Genomic DNA, 26,088 nt, shown 5'->3' on the forward strand with positions numbered 1-26,088 from the left:
TCCGATACGACCAGTGTCACGAAGCCTTCCCTCCCGGTTCGGTGGCGCCGCAGGTTCGCTGAGGCTAACCACACCGAAGGTTAGACCCGAAAGGGTCTCCGGCATAGGGCATATCGGCTCACACGGCCGCCCGCACCCCCGGATTCGGTCCCGGCCAGGACTTTTGCGCACGGTGATTTGATGTCGTCTGGCTGTGCGGTGGGCGGATTGTCGGAATCGGCCCGCGTGGGTGGGGCCCGGGACGGGAATCGTCTGCGTCATCATGGGTGGATGCTCTCCTCGCCCGATGACGCGCGCCGCGACAACGTGATCCTCGTGCACTGGCACGATCTCGGTCGCCATCTGCGGTGTTACGGAGCCGACGGCGTCGAGAGTCCCGTGCTCGACGACCTCGCCGCGTCCGGTATCCGGTTCGCCGACGCGCACGCGACGGCGCCCCTCTGCTCGCCCGCCCGCGGTTCCCTGTTCACCGGGCGCTATCCGCACGGCAACGGCCTCGTCGGCCTCGCACACCACGGCTTCGAGTACTTCCCGGACGTGCAGACCCTCCCGGCGCTCCTCGGCGGCGCCGGGTATCGATCGGCGCTCTTCGGGATGCAGCACGAGAGCGCCGACCCGGGCCGGCTCGGCTTCGACTCGGTGGACGTGTCGGATTCGCGATGCGACTACGTGGTCGACCGCTCCCAGGACTGGTTGCGGCGTCATGCCCACGACGATCGGCCGTTCTTCCTGACCGCGGGCTTCTTCGAGACGCATCGGCCCTACCCGGCCGACGAGTACAAACCTGCCGACACCAGCACCATCGCCGTACCCGGCTTCCTGCCGGACACCGACGACGTCCGCGATGACCTGGCGGGTCTGCACGGGTCGATCACCAAGGCCGACGCCGCCGTGGGCCGGCTTCTCGACACCGTGGCCGAACTGGGCCTCGATGACTCCACCTGGATCGTGTTCGTCACCGACCACGGCCTGGCCTTTCCGCGCGCCAAGTCGACGCTGTATGCCGAGGGCACCGGGGTGGCGCTGATCATGCGGCCGCCCGCGCGGCTCGGCATCGCACCGACGGTCTACGACGACCTGTTCTCCGGAGTGGACCTCACCCCGACACTGCTGGAGTTGGTGGGTCTGGACATCCCGGAGGCCGTCGACGGCGACTCGCACGCCGCGGCGCTCGCGGGCGCGGCAGACGCCGCGGTCCGGACCGAGGTGTTCACCGAGAAGACCTACCACGATGCCTTCGATCCGATCCGGGCCGTGCGCACCAAGGAGTTCAGCTACATCGAGAACTACGCGGCGCGACCGGCGCTGCTGCTCCCGCTCGACATCGCCGACAGCCTGTCCGCTCGATCGCTGGATCAGCAAGAAGTGCAACGGGATCGGCCCCGCGCCGAACTCTACGACCTGCGTTCCGATCCCCATGAGCGCAACAATGTCGCCGACGACCCGTCCTACGCCCGGATCCGGTCCGATCTCGCGCGAGCACTGGTGGACTGGCGGGCGCGCACCGGTGACGAGCTACCCGACGACGCCACCGGAACGGCGATCGCACAGGCCTTCATGGACGCATTCCACGCCAAGGCGGCGCAGGTCGCGAGTGAGGAGGAGGCGTTGCCGTCGCGGCGTCCGCTGGGCGCGCGGCGCGAGCTGGCCGGCGACATCACGTCGGGCGAGGGCTGAGCGGCGCGCCGCGAGAACTCCTCGACTCGGACACCGCGGTCCTGACCCTGCACAGCGACGTTCCGGTGTCAATGGTTTCACCCCTCTTGCGCGTAAAAGGCCAGCTTGCGGTGGGTTTCCGGCTCGCTAGACTCATCGTTCATGTCACTGACGTCCTCAGCGGGACCGGCAAACTATCTGGTGTGCGCGAGCCAGCGCAGCGGCAGCACGCTGCTGGTGGAGTCGCTCGCCGCCACCGGCGTCGCGGGTCGTCCGGAGGAGTTCTTCCAGTACTTTCCCGACTCGTCTCAGGCGCCGCAGCCGCGTGAATGGTTCGCCGGAGTCGCCGATCCGGCCATCGTCGAGCTGCTCGATCCGCTCGACCCCGGGGTGATCGACACCCGCGATTCGGCGACGTGGCGCGCGGACGTCCGGGCCGCGGGGCGCACCCCCAACGGGGTGTGGGGTGGCAAGCTGATGTGGAACCAGACGCCGCTGCTGATCTCGCGCAGCCGCATCGCCTCGGGCGCGCTGCGCGAAGCCGTCCGGTGGTTGTTCGACGGGGCCGACCCGCTCTACGTCCATGTCCATCGTGATGATGTTGTGCCGCAGGCTGTCTCGATGTGGCGTGCGGTGCAGACCCGCGTGTGGCGCCACGATGGCTCCGACGCCGACGAGCACGACGACGCGGTGTATCACGCAGGCGGTATCGCGCACCTTGCCGGCATCCTCGTCGACCAGGAACGACAGTGGCGCAACTGGTTTGCCGCCGAAGGGATCGAACCGCTGGAGATCGAGTTCCGCGACCTGGTCAACGATCCCACGAAGGCGACCGCGCGTGTGCTGGAGAAGATCGGGCAGGACCCGGAGCTGGCGCCCCCGCCGCCGCTGAAGCCACAGTCCAATTCGCGGTCCAAGGAGTGGGCCCGACGCTATCGAGACGACGCCGAACGGAACGGATACCCACTGTGACCGCTGTAGACGAGGGCTCGCTCCATCGGGCGACCGCCGGCCGGGACCGTCCCGGCGACGACGTCGACCATGTGACCGCCATCCGGGTGCTGGAGGCCGAGGCGGTCCACATCATCCGCGAGGTCGTCGCCGAACTGGAACGGCCGGTGCTGCTGTTCTCCGGCGGCAAGGATTCCATCGTCCTGCTCCGGCTGGCCGAGAAGGCTTTTCGGCCCGCGCCGTTACCCTTCCCGATCATGCACGTCGACACCGGGCACAATTTCGACGAGGTGATCGAGTTCCGTGACCGTCGGGTCGCGCCGACCGCGGAGCACCCCGAGGGCATCGACCTCATCGTGGCCTCGGTCCAGGAGTCCATCGACTCGGGACGAGTCGCCGAGTCCACCGACCCGTCGGGTTCGCGGAACCGCCTGCAGACGCGCACCCTGCTCGACGCACTCGAGAAGGGCGGATTCGACGCCGCCTTCGGCGGTGCCCGTCGCGACGAGGAGCGCGCCCGCGCGAAAGAGCGCATCTTCAGCTTCCGCGACGAGTTCGGCCAATGGGATCCCCGCGCGCAGCGCCCCGAGCCGTGGTCGTTGTACAACGGGCGGATCCGTCGCGGAGAATCGGTCCGAGTGTTCCCCCTCTCGAACTGGACCGAGACCGACATCTGGCGCTACATCGAACTCGAGGGCCTCGAACTCCCGTCGATCTACTTCGCCGCCGAGCGCGAGGTGTTCGACCGGGACGGCATCCTGCTCTCGGTCTCGGAGCATTCTCGCCCCCGCGAGGGCGACGAGGTACGGACCGAGTGGGTGCGGTACCGCACGGTCGGCGATCTCACGATCACCGGCGCCGTCCGGTCCACCGCGACCACCATCTCCGAGATCATCGCCGAGATCAGTGAATCCACCGTCTCCGAGCGCGGCGAGACCCGTGCCGACGACCGCACGTCCAGCGCCGCCATGGAAGACCGTAAGCGCGAAGGGTATTTCTGATGACTCTCACCTCTCCGCAGCCGGTCGTATCCGGTGGCGACCAGACCGGCACGGCCGCACGGCAATTCCTGCGCATCGCCACCGCGGGCAGCGTCGATGACGGCAAGTCGACACTGATCGGCCGGATCCTGCACGACACCGGAAGTCTGCCGACCGACCACCTCGCCGCGGTCACCGACGGCGACGGTGACATCGACCTGGCCGCCCTCTCCGACGGCCTGCGTGCCGAACGCGAGCAGGGCATCACGATCGACGTGGCCTACCGCTTCTTCTCCACGCCCACACGCAGTTACGTCCTCGCCGACACACCCGGACACGAGCGGTACACCCGCAACATGTTCACCGGGGCGTCCAATGCGCATGTCGCGATCCTGCTCGTCGACGCGCGGCACGGGTTGCTCCGGCAGACCCGCAGGCACGCGCGGATCGCGACGCTCGTCGGTGTGCCCCACGTGATCGCGGCGGTCAACAAGATCGACCTCGTCGACTACTCCGAGCACCGTTTCGACGAGATCCGCGCCGATCTCGCCGAACTCGCGGTGCAACTCGGGATCGGGGAGATCCCGGCGATCCCGGTGGCCGCCAAACACGGGGACAACGTCGTGCACCGCTCGTCGAACACGCCGTGGTACCCCGGGGCAACCCTGTTGGAGTACCTCGAGGACGTCGAACTGCACGCGCCCGCGCCGGTGACCGAGGAACTGCGCCTCCCGATCCAGTGGGTGTCGCGTCCCAGCGAGTCGAACCGGCGCACCTACACCGGCCGGCTCGCCTCCGGAACACTGCGTGTCGGTGACGAGATCGTCGTGCTGCCGTCTGGCAGTCGGTCGACCGTGACCGCACTGGACACCCTGGATCCCACGAGAGACGTTGCGGTGGCACCGCTCTCGGTCGGAATCCAGATCGACGACGACATCGACATCGGCCGCGGCGACATCATCGTCAGCGGCGCACCGGGAGCGCACGTGCCGGTCCTCGCGCGAGAGATCGACGCACACGTGTGCTGGCTGTCGAACTCGCCGCTGCGCGCCGGTGACCGCGTCGCGCTCAAACACGGTCCGTCGACGGTGCGTGCGACCGTCCAGTCGCTCGAGCGGCGCCTCGACCCGGACACCCTCATCGAACATGTCGCCCCGGGTGAACTCGTGCTCAACGACATCGGCACCGTCACGCTGCGGACGTCGTCGGTGGTGCCGGCGGATCCCTATGCGAGCAACCGGGACACGGGCGCGTTCATCCTCATCGACGAGGCGTCCAACGACACGGTCGGCGCGGGGACGATCCTCGAACCGCGCGAGGTCGTCCCCGGCAAGGCGACCCGCAACGACATCAAGTGGCATCCGAGTTCGCTGGCCCGGGCCGAACGATGGGCGCACACCGAACAGCGCGGCGCCACGGTGTGGCTCACCGGTCTGCCGGCGTCGGGCAAGTCCACGGTCGCCGTGGCACTCGAACGGGCCGTCGTCAGCCGCGGTCGCGTCGCCTATCTGCTCGACGGCGACAACATCCGGCACGGGATCTCCGACGACCTCGGCTTCTCGGCCGGTGACCGCGCGGAGAACATCCGGCGCGTCGGACACGTCGCCCGACTCTTCGCCGACGCGGGGGTCATCGCCATCGCGTCGATGGTCTCGCCGCTGCGCTCGGATCGTGAGATCGCCCGCGAACTCCACCGTGCCGCCGACCTCGACTTCATCGAGGTCCACGTGTCCACACCGGTCACCGAGTGCGAACGCCGCGACCCCAAGGGGCTCTACGAGCGTGCCCGTCGCGGCGAACTGCGCGGGCTCACCGGCATCGACGCGCCCTACGAGAGTCCCGAGAACCCCGATCTGCGATTCGACACCACCGGCGCGGACATCGACCGGCTGGCGTCGCTGATCCTCGGCGCCCTGATGGATCGCGGCATCATGGCGGGGTGAGTTGCTGTCATCCCCGAGGACCCGCGCGCGACGGCGCGGATGAGTCACCGACGGTCGAGCAGAACGGGATCCTCGGGTCCGGCCCGCACCTCGTCGAGACCGTGAGTGTCCCGGCCGGAGTCTTCGACATGGGCGATGCCTTCGGCGAGGGTTACCGCACCGACGGCGAGACGCCGGTCCACGAGGTCGAGCTCAACGCCTTCTCGATCGACACCACCGCGGTGACCAACGCCGCGTTCGCGTCCTTCGTGGCGGCGACCGGTCACCGGACCGACGCCGAGACCTTCGGCGGATCCGCGGTCTTCCACACCTACGCGACCGCCCCTGGACAGGCGGTGCCGGGCACCCCGTGGTGGCTGGCGGTCGACGGAGCATCGTGGCGACACCCGGCCGGTCCGGGCAGCACCCTCGACGGCCTGGCCGATCACCCCGTCGTCCACGTCAGCCACCGCGATGCCCAGGCCTACTGCGACTGGGCCGGACGTGCCCTGCCCACCGAGGCGCAGTGGGAGTACGCGGCCCGGGGCGGACGGCGCGGGGCACGGTACCCCTGGGGCGACGAGCCGCCCACCGCGGACGATCCGCGCTGCACCATCTTCCGCGGCGACTTCCCGAACGAGCCGACCGGCCCGGTCGGCACCACACCCGTCCGGACCTTCGAGCCCAACGGCCACGGCCTGTACCAATGCGCCGGCAACGTGTGGGAATGGTGTGCCGACAGGTTCAGCGCCCGGTACTACCGGGTGTCCGACCGCACCGATCCGTCGGGGCCGGCCCGGGGGAGCGCACGGGTTCTCCGCGGCGGCAGCCACCTGTGCCACGACTCGTACTGTCACCGCTACCGCGTCGCCGCGCGATCGCACAACACGCCGGAGTCGACGGCGAGCAACATCGGGTTCCGGACCGTGGGTCCCCGGGACACCCGACGGGAACCGATCTCCACCGCGGTCAGTTGAGTCACCAGACTGTGTGTTGATCTTCGGGCGACCCGATCGGTTGTGCGATCGTGGTCCACCGGGCGGTTCCGCCCGGGAAAGCACCCCCGACCGGGACAGGAGTAGGGCAGGAATGCGTGTGGTGGGCCGGGATGCGTCGCGTCGGGAATCGAGGCGGCGGCTCTCGTGGAAGAACGGCCTCGTGGCCTCGACCGTGGCGGTCGCGTCGTCGGTGTTGCTGGCCGGGTGCATCGATCTGCCGTCGCTGAGCAGACCGGACATCCCGGAGGGCATCCCGCCGGGCGCGGGCGTTCCGCAGCCGTACATCGACATCAATGCGCCCGGACGGACCGCGAACAAGATGCACGACTGGGCGGTGCCGATCTCGGAGTCCACCGGCATCCCGATCATCTCGTTGCAGGCGTACGGCAACGCCGCCGAGATCCAACGGCAGCAGCACCCCGAATGCGGCATCGCCTGGACGACGCTGGCCGGTATCGCCGGCGTGGAGAGCAAGCACGGCCAGTACCGGGGGTCGGAGGTGGCCGAGAACGGGGACGTCAGCCCACCCATCCGCGGCGCGAAACTCGACGGCACCCGCGGGAACATGGAGATCCGCGACACCGACGGCGGCGAGCTCGACGGGGACCCCACCCACGATCGCGCGATGGGGCCGTTCCAGTTCATCCCCGAGACATGGAAGCGATATGGAGTCGACGCCAGTGGCGACGGCATCCCCGACCCGGACAACATCGACGACGCCGCCTTGTCGGCGGCCCGCTATCTCTGTGTCTCCGCCGGCAACGACATGACGACTCCGGAGGGGTGGGAGAAGGCCGTCCGGACCTACAACAATTCGATGGCCTACGTCCTCGACGTGCGCGATCACGCGAACGCCTACTCGATCAACGTCCGCTTCTGACCGCCGTCGGCGACGGCGGCGCGGGTTGCGCCGACCTTGTCACGTGCGGCTTCGGCGCAGCCACTAGGCTCTTGCGTATCGGCCGGCACCAGAACCGGCCGTCGTCGGCGTAGGCGGCCCCGCGGAGGCCTCGCCCCCTGGGATATCGCCGACGAACTCGTCCACCGAGATTGGGGTGCAACCGTGGCAATCATCGAGCAGGTAGGTGCGCGTGAGATTCTCGATTCGCGGGGCAACCCGACGGTCGAGGTCGAGGTCGTCCTGGACGACGGCACCTTCACCCGTGCCGCAGTGCCGTCCGGTGCGTCGACCGGCGAACACGAGGCCGTCGAGCTGCGCGACGGTGGCGAACGGTACCTGGGCAAGGGCGTCACCAAGGCCGTCGAAGGTGTCCTCGGCGACCTGGCCCCGGCCGTGATCGGTATCGAGGCCGAGGAACAGCGCCTCGTCGATCAGGCGCTGCTCGACTGCGATGGCACCCCCGACAAGAGCCGCATCGGCGCCAACGCGCTGCTCGGTGTCTCTCTCGCGGTCGCCAAGGGCGCCGCCGAATCGGCCGGGCTGCCGCTGTTCCGCTACATCGGCGGACCGAATGCCCACATCCTGCCGGTGCCGATGATGAACATCATCAACGGCGGTGAGCACGCCGACAACGGCATCGACTTCCAGGAATTCATGATCGCCCCGGTCGGCGCGCCGACCTTCAAGGAAGCACTCCGTTGCGGCGCCGAGGTGTACCACGCACTCAAGGGTGTCCTGGGCAAGCAGGGCATGAGCACCGCCCTCGGTGACGAGGGCGGCTTCGCCCCCGACCTGCCGAACACCGAGGCGGCCATCGCGGTCATCGGCGAGGCGGTCGGCACGGCCGGCTACAACTTCGGCCGTGACGTCGTCATCGCGCTCGACGCCGCGGCGACCGAGTTCTTCTCCAACGGTGCCTACAAGCTCGAGGGCAAGGAACTGGGCGCCGATGAGATGGTCTCGTTCTACGAGAAACTGATCAGCGACTTCCCGATCGTCTCGATCGAGGACGGACTGTCCGAGGACGACTGGGACGGCTGGGCCAAGCTGACCGAGTCGATCGGCGATCGCGTGCAGCTCGTCGGCGACGACCTGTTCGTGACCAACCCCGAGCGTCTCGAGGAGGGCATCTCCAAGGGCATCGCGAACGCGCTGCTGGTGAAGGTCAATCAGATCGGCACGCTGACCGAGACCCTCGACGCCGTCGCGCTCGCGCACAACAACGGCTACAAGACGATGATGAGCCACCGGTCGGGCGAGACCGAGGACACCACCATCGCCGACCTCGCGGTCGCCTGCAGCTGCGGTCAGATCAAGACCGGTGCGCCCGCTCGTTCCGAGCGGGTCGCCAAGTACAACCAGCTGCTGCGCATCGAGGAAGGACTGGGTGACGCGGCACGGTACGCGGGCGACCTCGCCTTCCCGCGTTTCTCGTTTGGTTCGTGATTAGCTGTCTGCATGGCTTCGCAGCGACGTCACCGCGGTGACGGGCGTCAGCGTGGGCGCGATCGTCGGGTAGACGCGCGCTCACGCGAACGCGCCCGTCGCACGCGGCGGCACGCTCGCCCGACCCAGCCCGTGTCGTCCGACGACATGGTCGAGGCCGTCGAGCAGGAGGTCCACGCCGACCCTGCCCCGCCGACCGCCGACGACGCCTTGGATGCCGACACCTCGGACGCCGGCACCCCTCGTGTCGCACGGGAGCGTTCGCCGCGGAACCGGCGCCGCCCCGCCCGCAACGGACTCGGTGCTCGCCTGCGGGGAATCGCGATGACCCCCGCGAGCCTCGCGACACTCGTGATCACCGTCGTCGTGGTGTGCGTCGTGGCGTTGACCCTGGCGATGCCGCTGCGGACGTACTTCAGCCAGCGGTCGGAGTTCCGTCAGCTGACCGCGTCGAACGAACAGTTGCGACGCGAGGTCGCGGACTACCAGCAGAAGGTCAACGAGCAGAACGATCCCGCCTACATCGAGGCCCAGGCGCGGACACGTCTGCAGTTCGTCAAACCAGGAGAGATCCCGCTCGTGATGTTGTTCCCCGCCGACGAGGCGCGGCGCGAGGCCGCCGAACGTGCCGAGGAGCGTGCTCGCGCACCGTGGTACGGAAATCTCTGGGACACCTTGTCGACCCCACCCGGCGTGCAGTGAGCATCTCCGCGTGACCAATCCTCACCCCGACGTCTCCGCGGAGGACCTCGCGACGGTGGCCGCCCAGCTCGGGCGCGAGCCGCGGGGGGTCCTCGAGATCAGCTATCGCACACCCGACGGCAGGCCCGCCGTGGTGAAGACCGCGCCCCGGCTGCCTGACGGCACGCCGTTCCCGACCCTGTACTACCTGACCGATCCGCGTCTGACCGCCGAGGCCAGCCGCCAGGAGTCGGCCGGTGTGATGAAGGAGATGACCGCGCGCCTGCACGACGACGCGGAGCTCGCCGCCGCATACCGGAGTGCGCACGAGGACTACCTCGCCGAACGCGACGCGATCGAGCCGCTCGGGACCGACTTCACCGGCGGGGGCATGCCGGATCGGGTGAAGTGCCTCCACGTCCTGATCGCGCACTCACTGGCCAAGGGCCCGGGGTTGAACCCGTTCGGCGACGAGGCGGTGGCGCTCGCAGCCGCGAACGGGTTGCGCGGCACCGCGATCCCGGCCGACTGGCCCGAGCCGGCCGACCCCGCAGGGGACGGCGGGTGAGCGTCGTCGGCGCCGTGGACTGCGGCACCAACTCGATCCGATTGCTGGTGGCGAAGCCGGGGCCGGACGGGACTCTGATCGATCTCCATCGTGAGATGCGGGTCGTCCGACTGGGTTACGGCGTGGACGCGACCGGGATGTTCGCCGCCGAGTCGATCGAACGGACGCGGGTCGCACTGAGTGACTACGTCGACACGATGGAATCGCTCGGCGTCGAGCGGGTACGGATGGTCGCGACGTCGGCGACCCGCGATGCGTCGAACCGCGACGAGTTCTTCGCGATGACCGCCGATCTGCTCGGCTGCGTGTCCACGGGCGCCATCGCCGAGGTCATCACCGGTGACGAGGAAGCGCGGCTGTCGTTCCGCGGCGCCGTCGGCGAATTGGATTCGGCAGCTGGGCCTTTCGTGGTCACCGATCTCGGTGGCGGCTCGACGGAGGTGGTGCTCGGCGATGCCGACGGAGTGACCGCGGCGCACTCGGCCGACATCGGATGTGTCCGTCTGACCGAGCGGGCGCTGCCCTCGGATCCGCCGACTCCCGAGGAGTTGGCGGAGGCGACCGAATTCGCGCGCACCCGTCTGGCCGAGGCCTTCGCCGCGGTACCGGTGGCGTCGGCGCGCACGTGGGTCGGCGTCGCCGGAACGATGACGACGCTGGCCGCGCTCGGCGCCGGCCTCCCCGAATACGACTCCGACAAGATCCACCTGTCGAGGATCTCGCTGCCCGAACTCGATCGGGTCTGCCGGAACCTGATCGGGATGACACGCGCCGACCGCGCAGCGTTGGGGCCCATGCACCCCGGCCGCGTCGACGTGATCGGCGGGGGTGCTCTGGTGACCCTCGAGCTCGCGAGAGTGCTGTCCGCGCGGGCCGGCATCACCGAACTGGTCGTGAGCGAGCACGACATCCTCGACGGAATCGCGATGGGAATCCTCGACTGAGTACCCGGCAACCCGGTTACCATGCGACACATGGCATATAACCTGCGTTGCCCCTGTGGCGAGTCCATCACGGCTCTCGAGACCGACTTCGTGCCGGCTGTCCAGGCCCACCTCGCGGCCGAACACCCCGGTCGCGACTACAGCGAGACCGAGATCATGATGATGGCCATGACGGTTCCGGACCGCTCGGTGAAGTCGGACGGCTGAACCGGCCACCTGAAACGACGAACGGCCGTGCCCACCACCTCGCGGGTGGTGGGCACGGCCGTTGGTGATGAATGGGCGCTAGACGGCGGCCGGATTGCGGAGCGAGATGTTGTTGCACGCCTCGCAGACGGACTCGGGGATGACGCCGCGGCGCTGCAGGAATCCGAAGATGGTGCATCCCAGGCAGAAGCCGAAGACGGCCTCGAGGGTCGCGGCTGCGATCAGGACGCCCGTGGTGATCTGAGCGGCCAACCCGTAGCCGAGCAGGCTCAGCACGAATGCGGTGGCGCTGACGACGAGTCCGATGGTCTGTGCGAACCGTTTGGGCGGCCCCGGTACCAGTTTCTCCTTACGGATGACCTTGGGGACGAGCACGCGCACCGAGAGCTGTCCGAATGGCGAGAGGGTGGGCCCCGACGCCACGCGCAGGACGAATCCGAGGGCCAGGATTCCGTACAGCACGGGGGTGTCAACCGCGACCGCGACGATGGCGAGGACGACGACGAGACCCGCGGTGGACCGCGCGGCATAGTCGTTGACCGGGTTCGGGAACGTGAGTACAGAGCGCACCGACATCGGGCGACAACCTCCGGAAGAGCAGGGACAACCGCCGACCAAGGTACGTGCGGTCGTCGCTGCGGGCAACGATTGTGCCCAGGGTGATCCGATCAGCCGGGGTCAGGACCCCGCGGTCGGATCCATCCGCGGCTCCGAGGCCGCGACATCGCGCGGATCGTCGACGTCCGGTTCGTCCTTGTCGGTCTCACCGCCGTCGGAGGCGAGTTCGGCCTCCCGTGAGATTTCACCCTCCTGATCGATCCCGGCCTGCTCGCCGACGTCGATGCGGTCGGGGAGTTCGTCCATGTCCACTCCGGTCACCTCTCTCGCCTGTTCGGATTCGGCATACGGATCCGTCGGGTCGACCTCGGTCGATGCGTCCGCGAACTCGGCATCGATGATGCCGAAGGTCTCGTCCGACCGCTCGTCGGCCTTGGCCTTGCGGGCGGCCTCGCGCATCTCGAACCCGTCGGTCACGATCTCACCGATCTCGCGGGTCACGCCTGCTACGGCGCCGGTGATGATCGTTGCGATCCGGCCGACGTGCGTGGCCGTGGACTCGATCAATTCCTGGAACAGATCCTTGTTGCGTTCGATGCTGTCGACCATCGCTGTGGGAATCCCCCTGGAGGAGTTGGTTGCGGCACAAAGCCTCGATCGGTGTGTCCCGAGGCTACCCCCGGGACACACCGATCAAACAGCCTCAGGCGACCGACGCGGGCTTCTCGCGCTCGACGATCACCGTCAGATCATCGTCGTCGCGGGTCATCCAGTTGGGCAGCGACAGCTTGGCGATCTTCTTCCAGGTCGACGCGAGCTGGTGGCTCAGGGACCCGGTGTTGTAGGGCAGCCCGTAGCGCTCGCAGATCTCCTGGACCTCTGCGGACATCTCGGGGTAGCGGCTGGCCGGGATGTCGGGGAACAGGTGGTGCTCGATCTGGTGGGACAGGTTGCCGCTCATGATGTGGAACAGCGGGCTCCCGGTGATGTTCGCCGAACCGAGCATCTGCCGCAGGTACCACTGGCCGCGCGTCTCGTTCTGGCATTCCTCCGACGTGAATGTCTGGGCGCCGGTCGGGAAGTGGCCGCAGAAGATGATCGAGTAGGTCCACACGTTGCGCACGAGGTTCGCGGTCGCGTTACCGACGAGGGTCGGGACGAACAACGGGCCGGTGAGCGCCGGGAACACCACGTAGTCCTTCAGGACCTGGCGACCGGCCTTGCGCCACATGCCTTTCACGAGGCCCTTGATGTCGCTCCACTTGCGCTTGCCGGTGATGACGTTCTCGGCTTCGAGGTCGTGCAGCATGACGCCCCACTCGAACAGCAGCATCAGTGCGGTCGCGTACCCGAGGTTCCCCAGGTAGTAGGGGTTCCACTTCTGATCGCGGGCCATGCGCAGGATGCCGTAGCCGATGTCGCGGTCCTCACCGAGGATGTTGGTGAAGGTGTGGTGTAGGTAGTTGTGACTGTGCTTCCACTGGTCGGCCGGACAGACGGTGTCCCACTCGAATTCGCGGGAGTTGTAGGTGTCCTCGCGCATCCAGTCGTACTGGCCGTGCATGACGTTGTGGCCGATCTCCATGTTGTCGAGGATCTTCGACACGGAGAGCGCGCCGACCGCGGCGATCCAGGCCGGCGGGAAGAACCCGAGATACATGAGTGCGCGCCCGCCGATCTCGAAGCCGCGCTGGGCGCGGATCACCGAGTACAGGTAGTCGCGGTCTTTCTGGCCGAGGTCGGCGACGATGCGGGCACGTAGGGCGTCGAGGTCCTTCCCGAGCGCTTCGACCTGCTCGTAGGACAGCACGACGGTGTTCGGGTCGTTCGCGACGGTGTCGTCGGCGCCGACTCGGTGCAGCGCGGGCAGGTTGTCGCCGATGGTGGTCTCGAGGTCACGGCTGATGTCGATGGTCATGGCAATGCCTCCTTCTGGGAGAGGAGATGTGGCTGGGGAGGGTGGATCTGTGGGGGTGTCAGGTGGCGGACATCAGATCTCGATGTCGACGGAGCCGACCGGGGCGCTGATGCACAGCTGGATCTGGGTGTCGGATTCGTCGTCGACCTCGCCGGTCAGGACGTTGCGGGTGCATCCGGACTTCTTCGTCGCGACACAGGAGAAGCAGATGCCCATCCGGCACCCGGACTCGGGCGTGAGTCCGGCGGACTCGGCCTGGTCGAGGATCGGACGGCCGTCGTTGGCCGCCGATGTCCCCGATGTGGAGAACGTGACCTCGCCCTCGACGGAGTCCGGGTCGACGGCCGGGACGATTGGAGCGAAGGCCTCGCTGTGCAGCGGCTGCGAGATCTCGAGTTCCGCGTGTGCCCGGGCGACCTCGTCCATCAGCGTGGCCGGGCCGCAGACGAAGACGTCGGCGTCGGACAGTCCGGGGATTCCGTCGAGGTGCGCGGCGGTGAAGTGTCCGTCGGCCTCGTCGCGCGTGTGGTGCAGGCGCAGATCGAACCGTGGATGCGCGGCGGCGAGCACACGGAGTTCCGTGCCGTAGGCGACGTCGGCCGGGGTGCGCGCGTAGTGTACGAACGTGATCGGTCCGGCGTACTGTCGGGCGATGAGTGTTCTCGCCATTGAGAGTACAGGTGTAATCCCACTGCCGCCGCTGACGAAGACCGCCGAGGTCGGATCGGTCTCCGGCAGTACGAAGTCACCGCTCGCGGCGGACAGTCCGACGACGTCGCCGGCGCGGGCGTGCTCGCGCAGGTGAGTGGACACGAAGCCGTCGTCGTGGGCGGTGATCGTCAGTTCGATGTCGCCGTCCGGGCCCGCGGCGGCATTGGCCGGCGAGAAACAGCGCGTGTGGCGGACGCCGTCGATGACGACCTTGAGCTGCACGAACTGGCCCGCTTCATGGCCTTGCCACTGCCGGGTGGGACGAATGGTGAGTCGGACGGTGCGCGACGTGGGCCGCTCGACGCGGGTGATCTCGCCGCGCAGGTCGCGCCAGGTGATCATCGGGTCGAGAAGTTCGAGATAGCGGTCGACCGGATGCGGCGAGAGTGCGGCTTCGACGATCGAACCGACCAGACGGCTCCACCGGCCGGGCGTGGCGTCGGCGTCGGCGCGGGTCTGGTCCTGGGGTGTGCGGATGCTCATGGGCTGGGCTCCGTTCGGTTCATTTCGGTGTACATGTGTACACCGGCAAGTGTGACATGCGGTGGTCGGTGATCGTCAAGGGTTCACCGTTGTGACTGCCGTCACCCCGGCTCTCGGCCGGTTCGCGGCGGTCCTCGGCAGGACGCATAGACTCGGGTGCGTGACACGCACGCGAGAGCCGGGTCGACGCGATGCTCAGACGCGTGCGGACCGCAAGAACCAGACGCGCCAGGCGCTGCTGGACACCACGCGGTCACTGGTCGGTGAGCGCAGCTTCGGCAGCATCAGCCTCCGCGAGGTCGCCCGCGGCGCCGGGATCGTGCCGACTGCCTTCTATCGCCACTTCGCGTCGATGGAAGATCTCGGGGTCACCGTCGTCGAGGACTCGATGCGCGTCCTACGCCGGGCGCTGCGTGACGGTCGACGCGACCTGGCGGCGCGCGAGGCCCTGCCGACCGCGCAGAACTCGCTCGCGATCCTGCTGCGACATGTGCGCGAGAACGAATCGCAGTTCCGGTTCCTGGTGCGGGAACAGCACGGCGGCATCGCCGAGATCCGGCGCGCGATCGACACCGAACTCCGGCTGTTCTCCAAAGAGCTCGCGATCGATCTCGCGCGTATCCCCGACCTGTCGCGCTGGCAGCCCGACGACCTCGAACTCGCGGCGGAACTGATCGTCGTCATCATGCTCACCGCCGTGGCCGATCTGCTCGACGGGGAGTACCGCGGCCGTGGCGCGGAGCAGGAGATCGTCGAACGCACCGAGCGGCAGCTCGTGATGGTCTTCCTCGGCATGGGCCAGTGGCGCCCGTCGACCGACTGACCTGCGGGAACACATCGTCTAGCTGGCCGGACCCGCGGTTGTCGATTTGCCCTCAGGGCGATTTCAACTGTGGTCCGTCGTCGTGATGGTGCCCGACACTGGGCCGAGACACCGTGGCGGCCCTCTCTGAGAACGAGAATCGTGGCGGTGTCGTGCTCGCTCTCTGCCGTCTCGACCGAAAGGTGCCCTCGCGGTGTCTCTGCATTTTCACTGGTTCCTGCCCACCTACGGCGACTCGCGCAACCTGATCGCCGGCGGACACGGCAGCCAGATGACGGGGGACCGCCCGGCCGATCTGCGATACCTCAAGCAACTCGCCGGTGCCGCCGAGGCCAACGGCTTCGAGGCGGTCCTGACCCCGGCCGGGCTGTGGTGTGAGGACGCCTGGCTGACCACGGCCGCACTGATCGACGCCACCGAGAGCCTCAAGTTCCTGGTGGCGTTCCGGCCCGGACTCATCTCGCCGACACTGGCAGCGCAGATGGCCGCCACGTTCCAATGGCATTCGCAGGGCCGTCTGCTGGTCAACGTCGTGACCGGTGGCGAGTCGAGTGAGCAGCGCGCCTTCGGTGACTTCCTGGCGAAGAACGCGCGGTACGAGCGCTGCGACGAGTACCTGGAGATCATCCGGCGGCTCTGGACCGAGGACGCGCCCGTCGACGTGGTGGGGAAGTACCTCCGCGTCGAAGGTGCGCAGCTCGGCCGCCGCCCCGATCCGACGCCGGAGATCTTCTTCGGCGGGTCCTCGCCGGCCGCCGGCGACGTCGCGGCCAAACACGCCGACACCTACCTCACCTGGGGTGAGCGTCCGGACGCGGTCGCCGAGAAGATCGCCTGGGTCAACGGCCTCGCCGCCGCGCAGGGCCGCGAGCTCTCCCACGGCATCCGGTTCCACGTGATCGCCCGCGAGACGTCCGAGCAGGCCTGGGCCGAGGCGGCTCGTCTGCTCGGTGCGCTCGACCCCGCGCAGGTCGCCACCGCTCAGCAGAATCTGGCGCGCTCGGAGTCCGAGGGGCAGCGGCGTATGTCCGAACTCCACGGTCGTGGAACCGGTTTCGCCGACCACAACGATCCGCACTCGCTGGAGATCCACCCCGGCGTGTGGGCCGGGGTCGGGCTGGTCCGTGGTGGTGCCGGTACCGCTCTGGTCGGTTCGTACGACGAGGTGGCCGCACTCATCGCCGAATACGCCGCGCTCGGACTCGACCATTTCATCCTGTCCGGCTATCCGCACCTCGAAGAGGCATACCACTTCGGCGACGGGGTCCGGCCCGCTCTCGCCCGGCTGGGCCTGCTCGACCCGGCGTCGGCCGGCCCGTCCGAGGCCGTGCGGACCGCATTCCTGCCGCGCCTGCAGGCCGCATCATCCTGAGCGACAACCTGTTTCACTCTCACCACGTCCCTTCTCGCCATTTCACCGACACCTCGCGGAGGTAGCCATGTCCACCGAGTCCATCGCGGATCAGATCAAATTCGCCTACTGGGTGCCCAATGTCAGCGGCGGGCTGGTCACCAGCACCATCGAGCAGCGCACCGGCTGGGACTACGACTACAACGTCAAACTCGCGCAGACCGCCGAGAACAACGGGTTCGAATACGCGCTGTCACAGGTGCGGTACGAGGCGAGCTACGGAGCCGAATACCAGCACGAGAGCACCAGTTTCAGCCTCGCCCTGCTACTCGCCACCCAGCGATTGAAGGTCATCGCGGCGGTGCACCCGGGACTCTGGCATCCGGCCGTGCTGGCCAAGCTCGGCGCGACCGCCGACCATCTGTCCAAGGGCCGCTTCGCGATCAACGTCGTCAGCGGCTGGTTCAAGGACGAGTTCACCCATCTCGGCGAGCCGTGGCTCGAGCACGACGAGCGGTATCGGCGCAGCGGCGAGTTCCTCGAGGTGATCCGCAAGATCTGGACCGAGGACGAGGTCGACTACCGCGGTGACTTCTACCGGATCCACGACTTCACGCTGAAGCCCAAGCCGCTCAACACCCCTGAGCGTCCGAACCCGGAGTTGTTCCAGGGCGGGAACTCGTCGGCCGCCCGCAACAACGGCGGTCGCTACGCGGACTGGTACTTCTCCAACGGCAAGGACTTCGACGGCGTCACCGAACAACTCGACGACCTCCGCGCCGTCGCACGCGCTCACGAGCGCGAGGTGAAGTTCGGGCTCAACGGCTTCATCATCGCGCGCGACACCGAGAAGGAGGCCCGCGACACCCTGCGCGAGATCGTCGAGAAGGCGAATCGTCCGGCGGTGGAGGGCTTCCGGGACGCCGTGCAGCAGGCCGGCAACTCCACCGGCGACAAGAAGGGCATGTGGGCCGACTCCTCGTTCGAGGACCTCGTCCAGTACAACGACGGCTTCCGCACGCAACTGATCGGTACCCCGGAGCAGGTGGCCGAGCGCATCGTCGCCTACAAGCGTCTGGGCGTCGACCTCATCCTCGGCGGCTTCCTGCACTTCCAGGAGGAGATCGAGTACTTCGGGGAAAAGGTCCTTCCCCTGGTCCGTGAGATCGAGGGCGCCCAGAGCGAGTCATCTCGGACTGCTGCGGGAGTGGCGTGACCGCAGTGAGCCAGGGCCGACGGTCCGCGACGCGAATCGGGACCGACGCCGAGGCGTTGTCCGTGGCCCGCGAACTGGCCGCAGAGTTCGCGGTCGGGGCGGCCGAACGGGACCGCGAGCGGCGGTTGCCCCATGCCGAGATCGATCGGCTCTCGGAGTCCGGTCTGCTGGCGCTCACCGTCCCCGCCCGTTTCGGGGGTCTCGACGTGCGGCCCAGCGTGCTGGCGGAGGTGGTGTCGATCCTGGCCGCGGCGGACGCGAGCATCGCGCAGATCCCGCACAGCCACTTCGTCTACCTCAACCTCGTCCGGCTGTCGGCAGGACCGGCGTTGCAGGAGCGGATCTTCACCGACGTGCTCGGCGGCGGGCGGGTGGCCAATGCCCAGTCCGAGCGGGGCGGCAAGACCATCGCCGACATCTCGACGCGGTTGAGCCCGGTGGGGGCGGGCTCCCCGACGCGATGCGTCCTCAACGGTGAGAAGTTCTATTGCACGGGATCACTTTTCGCAGACACCCTGGCAGTTCTCGCGAAATCGGACGTCGCCGTCGGCGACCTCGTGCCCGGGGAATACGTCGCGTTCATCCCGGCCGACGCCGCCGGCGTGGAGATCGTCGATGACTGGGATGCGGTGGGGCAGCGCACGACCGGATCGGGGACCGTCCGCTTCACCGGGGTGACAGTGGGGGTCGAGGATCTGGTGGCGCGCGCACCGGCCACGTCCACACCCACCGGGTACGGCGCGTTCGCCCAGTTGCTGCATGTGGCGATCGACGTCGGGATCGCGCGGGGTGCGCTGCGGGAGGCGGCCGAGTTCGTGCGCACCAAGTCACGGCCTTGGTTCGAGGCCGAGGTCGATCGCGCCGTCGACGATCCGCTCGTGGTCCAGCGATTCGGCGAGCTGGAGGTCGACGTGGCGACCGCCGAGGCGACTCTTGCGGCCGCCGGCCGTCGGGTCGACACGGCCGTGGGTGCGGCGTCGGGGGAGTCGGGTCGCGCCGGCGTCGTCGATGCGTCGCTCGCCGTCGCCGAGGCGTCGATCGCCGTCGCCACGGCCAAGGCGGTCGCCGATCGGGTTGCCACGCCGGTGGCCTCGGCGCTGTTCGAGGTGAGCGGAACGCGCAGTGCCGCAGCCGGGAGCGGTCTCGACCGCTACTGGCGTGACGCCCGCACTCACACGCTCCACGATCCGGTCCGCTGGAAGTACCAGCACATCGGCCGTTGGGTGCTGCGCGGCGAGGAGCCGCCCCTGCACGGCGTGATCTGATCGATCGGTCTCAGAGGTATGTGCCGACGTGCGATATGGCCTTCTTCGGTGTCTTCGCGTTGAAACCGTCGCCGATCGCCCGGAGCTTCCATTCGCCGCCGTCGCGGGAGATGACAGCCATCGCGACGGCGGTGAACGGCATACCGCCCTTGAGGGTGTAGCGGGCCAGCTCGGCCGAGGTCGTCTCGTCGACGAGACGGCAGTAGGCGTTCTCGATCTTCTCGAATGTGTGGCCCCGGTAGGACGTGACGATGAACATCAACGCGTCGATCTGGGGTGGGACCGATTGCAGCGCAACGCGGATGACCTCGTCGTCGCCCTCGCCCTCGCCGGTGAGGTTGTCCCCAGAATGCAGGATCGAACGGTTCTTGCTGTTGAGATGGCCGTAGTAGACGGTCTCCACGCACTTCCCACCCGAGAACATGAGCACCGAGGCGTCGAGATCGATCGAGCCGCCCCGGCCGAATCCGCCGCGTACCGGGTCCCATCCCAACCCCATCTGGATGTCGGTGAGCGCCACGCCGCCTTCTTTGCGGAGGGTCACCCGCTGCCCTTTGGTCAGGCTGACGGGCGCGCCCTTGCGGAGACTGATCTCCGGGGACGACGGCGGGGCCGGGGGTTGCGGCGCCGCGGCAGGCTGCGGCGGGGTGGCCGGGGGTGCCGGGGGCGGCGTGGGCGCAGCCGGACGTGAGTAGCTGACCGGCGCCGGCGGGGCGGGTGCAGCGTGCGGTTCGTCGTCGACGCTCACGCCGTGGTCACGGACGAGGTCGGCGAAACCACCGGCGTATCCCTGCCCGACCGCACGAACCTTCCAGTCGTCGTGTCGGCGGTACACCTCGAGCGCGACGACAACGGACTCACTGGTGAGACCGGTGATGGTGAAGTCATACAGAGGGCGGCCGGCGGCGTCGGTGACCCGCGCAACCGGCGGTGCGAACCGGCCGAAGGTCGACGACGCGTCGTCGAGGGTGATCACCGCGCGCACCGCATCGATGTCCGCTGGAATCCCGGTCGTCGAGACGTGCAGTTGCGCACCACCTCCCGGAGCCTGCTGCAATCGGACGCCCGGTCCCGAGGGCTGGTTGTAGAAGACGAAGTCGTCGTCGGTGCGTACGACGCCACGGTCGGTCACCAGCAGCGCCGACAGGTCGGCGGCGGTCGCGAGATCCACGGAGACGATGACATCGGTGGTCGGCAACGGGCCGTTCTGGCCTTTGGTCAGAGCAGACATGTCCGGGCGGTTCCTCACATGAGTCGGGGCGCACTGGCGCCGGGAGCGGAGCGAGCGGGCCGGTTCCGCCTGGCGCCGGGAGCGGAGCGAGCGGGCCGGTTCCGCCTGGCGCCGGGAGCGGAGCGAGCGGGCCGGTTCCGCCTCGCGCCGGGAGCGGAGCGAGTGGGCCGAATACGGACAGCGTAGTCATGCGAGGCCACGCCTTCGGGCGCCCGACGCGATGTCCCGGCGGGGAAGTTGCAATCGAGCGGCCGACAGACGGTGTCCGATTGGGGGCATATGCTCCTGCGTATGGCTGGGAGTCGGGTCAACACACAGTTCGGGCCGTACCGCCTCGACGAGTTGCTGGGCCGCGGTGGGATGGGCGAGGTCTACCGCGCATACGACACGACCAAGGATCGGGTCGTCGCGCTCAAGCTGCTCAATCCCGGACTGGCCCACGATCCGATGTACCAGGAGCGGTTTCGCCGCGAATCGCATGCCGCGGCACGGCTCGGGGAGCCCCACGTCATCCCGATTCACGATTGGGGTGAGATCGACGGGGTGCTGTTCATCGACATGCGCCTGGTCGCGGGCGAGGATCTGCGCGCGCTTCTGACGCAGAACACCCGGCTCGCCCCTGAACGCGCGGTGTCGATCGTCGAGCAGGTGGCCGCAGCGCTCGACGCCGCGCATTCCGAGGGGCTCGTGCACCGCGACATCAAGCCGGAGAACATCCTGGTCGGCGCCAACGACTTCGCCTACCTCGTCGATTTCGGTATCGCGCACGCTGCCGAGGACACCCACCTCACCCAGACCGGTACGGCGGTCGGGTCGATCGCCTACATGGCGCCGGAGCTCTTCGACGCCGCGCAGGTCAGCGCTGCCAGCGACATCTACGCCCTGGCATGTGTCCTCTTCGAGTGTCTGACCGGCCGCGTGCCGCACCCGGCGAAGACGGTGAGCGCGGCCATCAAGGCGGCGGTGCTGTCACCGCCGCCATCACCCAGTGCGGTCAACGCCGACGTACCGCCCGCGATGGACGAGGTGATCCGCACGGCCCTGGCCGCCGACCCCGCGGTGCGCCACGGCTCCGCGCTCGCGCTCGCCCGGGCGGCCCGCGCCGCTCTCGCCGGGGGCGTGGACGATGTCCGGTCGGGGCCGATCCTCGTCAAGCCGGCGCCCGCAGCGCCGGAGGCGCCGACCGGTGTCGTGCGTGCGCCGGACACGGTCATCGCGCCCACCGACCCGGTGTACGAACCGACCCTCGTACGGCACACGACGGGTCCTGAGGCGGGAGCCGGGACCACGCAGCTCTCCGGCCCGCAGCAGCTCTCCGGCCCGCAGCAGTTCTCGGGCCCGCACGGTTACGCGCCGCCGCAGCACTATTCGGGTGCCCAGTACCTCGGGGGTCGGGATCAGGGGTATCCGCCAGGCTTCTCGGGTCCGCACGAGGGGGCCTCGGCGTACGGACCACCCGGGTATCCGCCCGCATACCCGCCGGCCCAGCGCCGCTCGGTCGCGATTCCGGTGCTGATCGCCTTGATCGCGGTGGCGCTCGTCGGGCTCGCCGTCCTCGGCGGCGTCCTGATCGCGGGCTCGGGCGACGACACCACCACGCGGGCCGACGACGAACCGACCACGCCGACGGTGACCGAGACGGTCGCACCTCCGCCGACCGTCCAGAACGCCCCGCCGGCACCCCCGGCCCCGGCAGCGCCGCCTCCTGGCTCGAGCCCGTGCGATGCGACGGTCGGGATCGGTACCTCGGTGACCAGTTGCCCGTTCGCGTTCGCAGTCCGCGACGCCTACGCGGTGTCGGGGGCTGCGCGGTCCCCGCGCGTCGTGGTTGCGATCAGCCCGGTCACCGGCCAGGCCTATGCGATGAACTGCGTGCCCGAGGGCGCGATCGTCGCCTGCCGCGGAGGCAACGACGCCGTGGTGCACATCTACTGATGGGGATCACCGAACAGCAGTCCCGGCGTACGTCGAGTCCGAAGCCCCGGATGACAGGTGCGATCGCACTGGGCATGGCCGCGCTTCTCGCGGGATGCGCGGGCGGACCCGAGCCGGAGCCCGTCGAACCGGTCACGGTCACGGTGACCGCGGACCCCTCCGCATCGACACCCGCGCCCGGTCCGAACGCTCCGACCGCGTCGTCGACCGTTCCTCCTGCCGCGTTCGGGGGCCTGGCAGGCAGTTTCCGCAAGGTCGCGGCGTCGACCGGCCTGACGGTCGGCATGGCGATCGCGCCCGTCGGGGGGTCGGCCGTCCCGGCACTGACGCTCGGTGACGACGCGCCGAGGGTGGCGTGGTCGACGATCAAGGTGCCGCTGGCGGTCGCCGCGGAGCGCGCCAACGGCCCGAGTCCTTCGGCGCGCGCCGCGATCGTCGATTCCGACAACGCCGCCGCGGAGAGTCTCTGGTCCTCGCTCGGCGGTGGACAATCGGCGGCCGGTGCGGTGACCGCGGTGTTGCGCGACGGTGGCGACACCACGACGGTTGTCCCGGCGACACAGCGTCGCGCCGGCTTCACGGTCTTCGGACAGACGGTGTGGTCGTTGCCCGACGCGGCGACGTTCACTGCCGGTTTACCCTGCCTGGAAGGTGCGCGCAATGTGGTCGCGCTCATGGGGCAGGTGGCCGGCAACCAACAGTGGGGCATCGAGATCATGCCGGCACCGCGTGCCACCGCCGTCAAGGGCGGCTGGGGCCCGGGTGTCACGGACGGATACCTGGTCCGGCAGATCGGAATCGTCACCTTCCGCGACGGTCAACGGGCTGCGGTGGCGATGAGCGCGGTCGGGGGCTCGATGTCGGGTGGTGTCGCGGCATTGAACTCGGTGGCGAACTGGCTCAACAGCAACCTGGCCCGTCTACCGCGTGGTCGCTGTTCCGCCTGATCACTTCTCGGGCAGGTGTGACACCGGTCCCAGCTAGGTCCCGATTGGGTATACAGCCTGGCTCGAGAACTCGAACCGCCATAGTCTCATGTGTCTGGAGTGACTCAGGAGACAATTGTGAAAGTTGTGACAAGGATCGGCGTGGTGTTCTGCGCGGTCGTGATGTCGGTGGTGATCGGCGCGGGCTCGGCGACGGCGATACCGCTCCCCGTGCTGCCGCCGCTGCCGGAGCCCTTCGCGACGTGGTTCAAACCACCCGAGCCGCTCGACAAGAAGCTGGCGAAAAGCTATGCCGCACTGACGAAGTCGATGCGGAAGACGTTGCCCGGCCAGCTCGGGATCGCGATCGTGCCGGTCGGCGGCGACGAGGTCATCTCACTCGGATCGCTCAAGTCCGGGCGTGCGTGGTCGACGATGAAGGTACCGGTGTCACTTGCCGCGCAACGCGAGCGTGGGCCGGCGGTCGCCGCGATGGAGGACAAGGCGATCACGTTCTCCGACAACGACGCGGCCGGTGAACTGTGGGGAGTCCTCGGCGGTGGGCACGCCTCCGTCGATGCCGTCAGCGCGGTCTTGCGTGAGGGGCACGATGTCCGGACGCACGTGTCCTCCGAGGTCGACAACCCGCCGTCGTACCCCGGGTACACCGCGTGGGCGTTGCGCGATCAGGCGATCTTCGGCGCCCATCTGCCGTGTCTCCCCGACAGCGAGCACATCGTCCGGCTGATGAGTGCCGTTGCCCCGAACCAGCAGTGGGGAATCGCGAAGGTGGGACGCAGTCAGGGTGCGGTGACCGCGGTCAAGGGCGGCTGGGGGCCGGCGACGTCGAAATCCTCGGCGCATCTCGTCCGGCAACTGGGCATCATCAGCACCACCGGTGGTCAGGTCGCGGTGTCGATGGCCGCCATACCGCGTAGCGGATCGTTCACCGACGGCACCAAGATGTTGACGCGACTGGGCAACTGGCTCGGCAAGAACCTGGCCGACCTGCCGAAGGGACGGTGCTGAGCGCCGTCAGGCCGCGGCGTGCGCGGCGACCGTCTTTCCGGCGCCGGCCGGGGTGGTGAGCGCGGCGGCTATCGCTGTCGTGAGCGGAACCGACAGCGCGATCGCGATACCGCCGACGAACGAGCGGGCCAGCTCAACCGCCACGACATCGGTCGTGAGCAGTCCGCCCAGCGGTTGCTGGGCCACCGAGAAAAGCAGCATCAGCGGCAGAGCGCTGCCCGCGTAGGCGAAGACGAGGGTGTACACGGTGCTGGCGATGTGGTCGCGGCCGACACGCATCGCGGCGCGGAACGTGGCCAGCCGTGAGGGTTCGCCGGCTGCGGCCAGTTCGAACGCCGCCGAGGCCTGGGTGATCGTGACGTCGTTCAGGACGCCGAGGGTGCCGATGATGAACCCGGCGAGCAGGAGACCACTGACCGAGATGTTGCCCTGGTACACCTGCAGATTGGTGGTCTGATCACCCGAGAGTCCGGTGAGGTTCATCGTCCGGATCGCGAGCCAGCTGAGGAATCCCGCGAGCAGCAGAGAGGTCAACGTCCCGAGGAGAGCCGAACTGGTCCGCAGGCTCACCCCGTGGGCGAGGTAGAGGACGACGAACAGGATCGCCGCCGACGAGACCACCGCCACCGCGACCGGGGACGCGCCGTCGAGGATGGCGGGCAGGGTGAACACGGTGAGAATCCCGAAGGCGATCGCCAGCCCGATGATCGAGCGGAAGCCGCGCCAGGCGGCGACCAGCACGATCGCGGCGATGAACAGCACCGCCCAGAAGATGATCGCCGGCCCACGCTGGAAGTCGAAGAAGGTGTAGCGGTTGCCGTCGGGGCCGGGCACGGTCGAGAGCCGGATGCCGTCCCCGACGTTCAACGTCGGCTGGCCTGCCTGCGGGTCGTCGAGGGTGCCGGCCGCCGGCGCCACGGTGTCGGGCCCCGACCCGGCCTGCGCCCGGTTGGTGGGGATCTCCAGAACGGTGTACTGGCCGGCCACGTCGCCGGAGGAGAACCGGACCGCGTTGAGGATGCACGGGCCGCCGGGGACCGGGTTCACCGGGATGTCCGCGGTCTCGAGCACCGATCCCGCCACCGAGTTGAGGCAGTTCGCATGGAACTGGTCCACGATCTCGCCGTCGACCGTGGTGATCGGCCCGCCGTCGGCGGAACGGAACTGGGTGGGGATCGGGTGCTCGGATTCCGACGGCCACAGGACGACCATCCCGACGGCGACCGCGACCGCGGTGACGGCGAGCGAGCCGATGACGAACCATCGGGCGAACGGCGAGAGCGTGTGGCTGATGTCGGACAGCGAGTGCGCGTGACCGTGCCCGTGATGTGTGCGGCTCACGCGGTGAGCCTATGCGCCCCGCACCCGGGACGCGATGGGCGACCCGG

At 68.7% G+C, this 26,088-nt stretch carries 24 protein-coding genes; 18 read left to right on the forward strand and 6 right to left on the reverse strand.

Translation table 11 applies throughout. From position 1 onward, the window contains the following. Positions 1-270 precede the first annotated feature (270 nt). From ABIC25_RS03655 to ABIC25_RS03705, 11 genes are all read left to right on the forward strand, one after another. Positions 271-1,677: a sulfatase family protein gene (locus tag ABIC25_RS03655; RefSeq protein WP_354560007.1), complete on the forward strand. Its 1,407-nt coding sequence runs from the start codon at positions 271-273 to the stop codon at positions 1,675-1,677. 141 nt (positions 1,678-1,818) lie between these two features. After that, on the forward strand, positions 1,819-2,628 hold the full coding sequence (gene stf0 / locus ABIC25_RS03660; protein WP_248645024.1) for a trehalose 2-sulfotransferase: 810 nt from the start codon (positions 1,819-1,821) through the stop codon (positions 2,626-2,628). Beyond that, on the forward strand, positions 2,625-3,608 hold the full coding sequence (cysD, locus tag ABIC25_RS03665; protein ID WP_354560008.1) for a sulfate adenylyltransferase subunit CysD: 984 nt from the start codon (positions 2,625-2,627) through the stop codon (positions 3,606-3,608). Before stf0 ends, cysD begins: the two co-directional genes overlap by 4 nt. Then, entirely contained in the window at positions 3,608-5,530 is a 1,923-nt protein-coding gene (gene cysC, locus ABIC25_RS03670) for an adenylyl-sulfate kinase (RefSeq protein WP_004022673.1), read from the forward strand. Before cysD ends, cysC begins: the two co-directional genes overlap by 1 nt. Next, positions 5,527-6,486 (forward strand): SUMF1/EgtB/PvdO family nonheme iron enzyme, encoded by a 960-nt coding sequence (locus ABIC25_RS03675; RefSeq protein ID WP_494337980.1) that lies wholly within the window; start codon positions 5,527-5,529, stop codon positions 6,484-6,486. The genes cysC and ABIC25_RS03675 overlap by 4 nt, the downstream gene beginning before the upstream one ends. Positions 6,487-6,598: 112 nt before the next feature. Next, a complete protein-coding gene (locus tag ABIC25_RS03680; RefSeq protein WP_354560009.1) occupies positions 6,599-7,387 on the forward strand; it encodes a lytic transglycosylase domain-containing protein in 789 nt (262 codons plus the stop codon). 183 nt (positions 7,388-7,570) lie between these two features. Continuing rightward, positions 7,571-8,854, forward strand: a complete 1,284-nt coding sequence (eno, locus tag ABIC25_RS03685; protein WP_354560010.1) for a phosphopyruvate hydratase — start codon at positions 7,571-7,573, stop codon at positions 8,852-8,854. A 12-nt stretch (positions 8,855-8,866) separates the two neighbouring features. Then, positions 8,867-9,556, forward strand: coding sequence for a septum formation initiator family protein (locus tag ABIC25_RS03690; RefSeq protein ID WP_101819195.1), 690 nt, complete (start codon positions 8,867-8,869; stop codon positions 9,554-9,556). Positions 9,557-9,566: 10 nt separating this feature from the next. After that, positions 9,567-10,103, forward strand: coding sequence for a DUF501 domain-containing protein (locus ABIC25_RS03695; protein ID WP_004022678.1), 537 nt, complete (start codon positions 9,567-9,569; stop codon positions 10,101-10,103). Beyond that, the gene (locus ABIC25_RS03700; protein WP_354560011.1) at positions 10,100-11,047 is read left to right on the forward strand and encodes a Ppx/GppA phosphatase family protein; all 948 of its coding nucleotides are present in this window, start codon (positions 10,100-10,102) and stop codon (positions 11,045-11,047) included. Before ABIC25_RS03695 ends, ABIC25_RS03700 begins: the two co-directional genes overlap by 4 nt. 30 nt (positions 11,048-11,077) lie before the next feature. Then, positions 11,078-11,254 (forward strand): hypothetical protein, encoded by a 177-nt coding sequence (locus tag ABIC25_RS03705; RefSeq protein WP_167550895.1) that lies wholly within the window; start codon positions 11,078-11,080, stop codon positions 11,252-11,254. Positions 11,255-11,332: 78 nt separating this feature from the next. On the opposite strand, the gene ABIC25_RS03710 is transcribed toward ABIC25_RS03705, so the two are convergent. The 4 genes from ABIC25_RS03710 to ABIC25_RS03725 form a co-directional block, all read right to left on the reverse strand. Further along, the gene (locus ABIC25_RS03710) at positions 11,333-11,830 is read right to left on the reverse strand and encodes a DUF4395 domain-containing protein (protein ID WP_004022681.1); all 498 of its coding nucleotides are present in this window, start codon (positions 11,828-11,830) and stop codon (positions 11,333-11,335) included. A 102-nt stretch (positions 11,831-11,932) separates the two neighbouring features. Continuing rightward, complete coding sequence (locus tag ABIC25_RS03715) at positions 11,933-12,421, reverse strand: hypothetical protein (RefSeq protein WP_004022682.1); 489 nt, start codon at positions 12,419-12,421, stop codon at positions 11,933-11,935. Positions 12,422-12,515: 94 nt separating this feature from the next. Further along, positions 12,516-13,730, reverse strand: coding sequence for a fatty acid desaturase family protein (locus ABIC25_RS03720; RefSeq protein WP_354560013.1), 1,215 nt, complete (start codon positions 13,728-13,730; stop codon positions 12,516-12,518). A gap of 72 nt (positions 13,731-13,802) precedes the next feature. Beyond that, positions 13,803-14,924, reverse strand: coding sequence for a ferredoxin reductase (locus tag ABIC25_RS03725; protein ID WP_354560014.1), 1,122 nt, complete (start codon positions 14,922-14,924; stop codon positions 13,803-13,805). Between the two features lie 160 nt (positions 14,925-15,084). Between ABIC25_RS03725 and ABIC25_RS03730 the strand changes: the two genes are divergently transcribed. The 4 genes from ABIC25_RS03730 (at position 15,085) to ABIC25_RS03745 (ending at position 19,579) form a co-directional block, all read left to right on the forward strand. Further along, on the forward strand, positions 15,085-15,747 hold the full coding sequence (locus ABIC25_RS03730) for a TetR family transcriptional regulator (protein WP_004022685.1): 663 nt from the start codon (positions 15,085-15,087) through the stop codon (positions 15,745-15,747). A gap of 193 nt (positions 15,748-15,940) precedes the next feature. Continuing rightward, a complete protein-coding gene (locus tag ABIC25_RS03735) occupies positions 15,941-17,119 on the forward strand; it encodes an LLM class flavin-dependent oxidoreductase (protein ID WP_064569254.1) in 1,179 nt (392 codons plus the stop codon). A 67-nt stretch (positions 17,120-17,186) separates the two neighbouring features. Beyond that, positions 17,187-18,314 carry a dimethylsulfone monooxygenase SfnG gene (gene sfnG / locus ABIC25_RS03740; protein ID WP_064569255.1) on the forward strand — a complete coding sequence of 376 codons (1,128 nt, stop codon included), beginning with the start codon at positions 17,187-17,189 and terminating at the stop codon, positions 18,312-18,314. Next, a complete protein-coding gene (locus tag ABIC25_RS03745) occupies positions 18,311-19,579 on the forward strand; it encodes an SfnB family sulfur acquisition oxidoreductase (protein ID WP_354560017.1) in 1,269 nt (422 codons plus the stop codon). Before sfnG ends, ABIC25_RS03745 begins: the two co-directional genes overlap by 4 nt. Before the next feature lie 10 nt (positions 19,580-19,589). Here the strand turns inward: ABIC25_RS03745 and ABIC25_RS03750 are convergent, their stop codons facing one another. Next, a complete protein-coding gene (locus ABIC25_RS03750; RefSeq protein ID WP_354560018.1) occupies positions 19,590-20,810 on the reverse strand; it encodes a TerD family protein in 1,221 nt (406 codons plus the stop codon). Positions 20,811-21,101: 291 nt separating this feature from the next. On the opposite strand from ABIC25_RS03750, the gene ABIC25_RS03755 reads away from it, so the two are divergent. The 3 genes from ABIC25_RS03755 (at position 21,102) to ABIC25_RS03765 (ending at position 24,700) form a co-directional block, all read left to right on the forward strand. Further along, entirely contained in the window at positions 21,102-22,745 is a 1,644-nt protein-coding gene (locus tag ABIC25_RS03755) for a serine/threonine-protein kinase (protein WP_239400671.1), read from the forward strand. Continuing rightward, a complete protein-coding gene (locus tag ABIC25_RS03760) occupies positions 22,745-23,692 on the forward strand; it encodes a serine hydrolase (RefSeq protein WP_354560020.1) in 948 nt (315 codons plus the stop codon). The genes ABIC25_RS03755 and ABIC25_RS03760 overlap by 1 nt, the downstream gene beginning before the upstream one ends. 162 nt (positions 23,693-23,854) lie before the next feature. After that, entirely contained in the window at positions 23,855-24,700 is an 846-nt protein-coding gene (locus ABIC25_RS03765) for a hypothetical protein (protein WP_354560329.1), read from the forward strand. Between the two features lie 6 nt (positions 24,701-24,706). Here the strand turns inward: ABIC25_RS03765 and ABIC25_RS03770 are convergent, their stop codons facing one another. Next, positions 24,707-26,041 (reverse strand): YibE/F family protein, encoded by a 1,335-nt coding sequence (locus ABIC25_RS03770; RefSeq protein ID WP_354560022.1) that lies wholly within the window; start codon positions 26,039-26,041, stop codon positions 24,707-24,709. Positions 26,042-26,088 lie beyond the last annotated feature (47 nt).

The organism is Gordonia sp. PvP123 (assembly GCF_040547295.1).
GTDB lineage: Bacteria > Actinomycetota > Actinomycetes > Mycobacteriales > Mycobacteriaceae > Gordonia > Gordonia terrae.